This window comes from Euzebyales bacterium, from assembly GCA_035461305.1.
In the GTDB taxonomy this organism is placed as follows: Bacteria; Actinomycetota; Nitriliruptoria; order Euzebyales; family JAHELV01; genus JAHELV01.
In genome coordinates, this window is sequence record DATHVN010000018.1 from 1 (window position 1) to 2209 (window position 2209).

2 protein-coding genes are annotated in these 2209 nt (G+C 70.1%); one reads left to right on the top strand and one right to left on the bottom strand.

Features of this window, described 5'->3' with window-relative positions:
* Positions 1–784: 784 nt before the first annotated feature.
* Positions 785–1192, bottom strand: a complete 408-nt coding sequence (locus VK923_01585) for a CBS domain-containing protein (protein ID HSJ43356.1) — start codon at positions 1190–1192, stop codon at positions 785–787.
* A 203-nt stretch (positions 1193–1395) separates the two neighbouring features.
* Between VK923_01585 and VK923_01590 the strand changes: the two genes are divergently transcribed.
* Positions 1396–1929, top strand: a complete 534-nt coding sequence (locus VK923_01590; protein HSJ43357.1) for a universal stress protein — start codon at positions 1396–1398, stop codon at positions 1927–1929.
* Positions 1930–2209 lie beyond the last annotated feature (280 nt).

Sequence of the window (2209 nt, forward strand, 5' to 3'; positions counted from 1 at the left end):
CCGACGCGGCGGCCGCGGTGACCCAGTGCCGGTCGGTCACCGTCCTCGGGCCGTGCGAGGCCAGCTTGTAGCCCGTCGCCAGCCGCGCCGTGACATGGTCGGAACGAAGGAGGTCAGTGTCGTCCATCCCCAGGGGTTGGAGTGTGCTCGCGCGCACTGACCGGGAAGGCGATCGCCTCGAGGAGCATCCCGAACGACAGGCCGGTGAGGATCTCCCCCACACGACCTCACGGACCGACGCGCCCACCGACAAGCCATGCATCAGGGTCTCGGTCTGCGTGCCGACGGTGTCGGCGAGGTAGACGATGCCGGGGAGGAAGAAGGCCAACTCGACGTTGGCCGCCAGCGAGGACTCGAAGCGGCTGACGATGCTGGTGGCCAGGAACGCGCCGGCAAGTCCGGTCGGTAGCCAGGGTGTGCGGTGCCACAGCCGCTGGCGACGGGTTCGGTGCTCGACAGCCGTGCGGTTGACGAGTCGTGAAGGAATCCCGCCAGGCGCGCGAGGTCCTGTTCGTGCGCGCGCGCCGCACCATACCCGTGCCAGCCACGCCCGGCCCGCCTGCGGCCCGCATGGTTCACGTTCCCACGGCGCGCAGCGCCGCCGGGCCGACGCAGGTCCTTGCGCGTTGCACAGTGTGGCGGTGGGGACGTCGGACGTGACCGTCGATCATGCCCGGAGGGCTGATTCCCCATGCACCCAGCACACCGGAGGCGCGCCGTATGTGAGGTGGGACGAATGCCGGGTTTCCGAGACGATCCGTGGACCGCGGCGACGGCATCATCGTTACTCATATGACAGGCGGTCGTCGCGGAGCACGGCGAGGAGGCAGTCCGTCGTCGTCAGGATGCCCACCAGGCGCCCGTCGTCGACCACGGGCAGCGCATTGATGCGCCGTGAGACGAACACGCGCGCCGCGTCATCGATCGGCGCATCCATGCCGATGGTCTGTGGCGCCGGCGACATGACAGTGTCAACAGTGCGGGCGTCGTCGAGAAGCCCGGCGACGTCATGCTCACGCACGGCTGAGCGCAGCATGGCATCGCTTATCGCGACGTCCCGGTCGCTGAGCATACCGACGACGCGGCCGTCGGGGCTGACGACGGGCAGGTGCCGGACGCCGCGGGCGTCGAGCAGGCTACGAGCATGCGCCACCGTCGTGTCAGGCGTAACGGTCACGGGTTCGGCGGTCATCCACTCGCGGACCTTCACGAAGACCTCCCCATCCCGTCGACGTACGCTCGGACCGCGCCGTGGCTGTCAGCCTGCATCACCGCTGCAGCGTCGTCCAGCCATCCGGCACGTCCGGATAGCCCCAAGGTTCGGCGACGCGAGTACGTGCTGCCAGGTGCGGTAGGTCCGCACGCTGCGATACCTGCACGTGTCGGACTCACCGGATCGGGGCAGCCACGCACAGTGTCGTCGTCGGAGTGGACGGCTCGCCGCATTCCGTGGCCGCGTTGCGGCTCGCGGTGCTGGAGGCGCTGTGCCGCGGCGTCGGCCTGCACGTCGTGTACGTCTACGAGCCGGCTCACACGTCCCACGCGACCGCGGCCGGCTCGGTCGTGGCCGGCGGCACGTGGACGGCACCCGACACGGCCACCGAAGTGCTGGACTCCGCGCAGAGGCGGGACGCCGCCGACCGCGCGGAGGCGCAGCGCCACGCCAAGGGTCGGCTGCGCCAGTTCGTGCACCGGCAGGACATCGGTCCGGCTGGCGTTGACGTGCAGTTGAGTGCAGTTGGGGAGGAGCATCCGGCGGCTGCGCTCGTGCGGCTGTCACGTGACGCCGACCTGCTGGTGGTCGGGTCGCGGGGGCTCGGCGGCTTCGCAGGAGTGTTGTTGGGGTCGATCAGCCAGCACTGCGTCCGCCATGCCACATGCCCGGTGTTGGTGGCGCGTCAAGTGCGGTCACGCGCGGCGACCGCGTGAGCCGCCGGCGCGCACAGTGCACAAGGCCCCCGGGGCGTCGCCCGTAGCGCTTCGTCAGCCCGTCTGCCTCGACGCACGGATGACCGTGGAAGGTGCCCGCGACACTTCGGTGACGGGGCGTCCAACGCTCGTCTGTCCTCCTTGTCGCATTCCCGCAGATGAGCCTCGCGCGGACGCGAGGGCGGACATGTGGCCCTCTACGTGGCCGGCTGTCTCCGATTCGCCATCCCGACGGCGGCCACCACGAGCCACATCAGCCCGCCCAATGCGAGGTAGAAGG

Excerpts from the sequence above, each read along its gene's own strand:
- VK923_01585 (HSJ43356.1), bottom strand. The coding sequence starts at position 1,192 with ATGACCGCCGAACCCGTGACCGTTACGCCTGACACGACGGTGGCGCAT.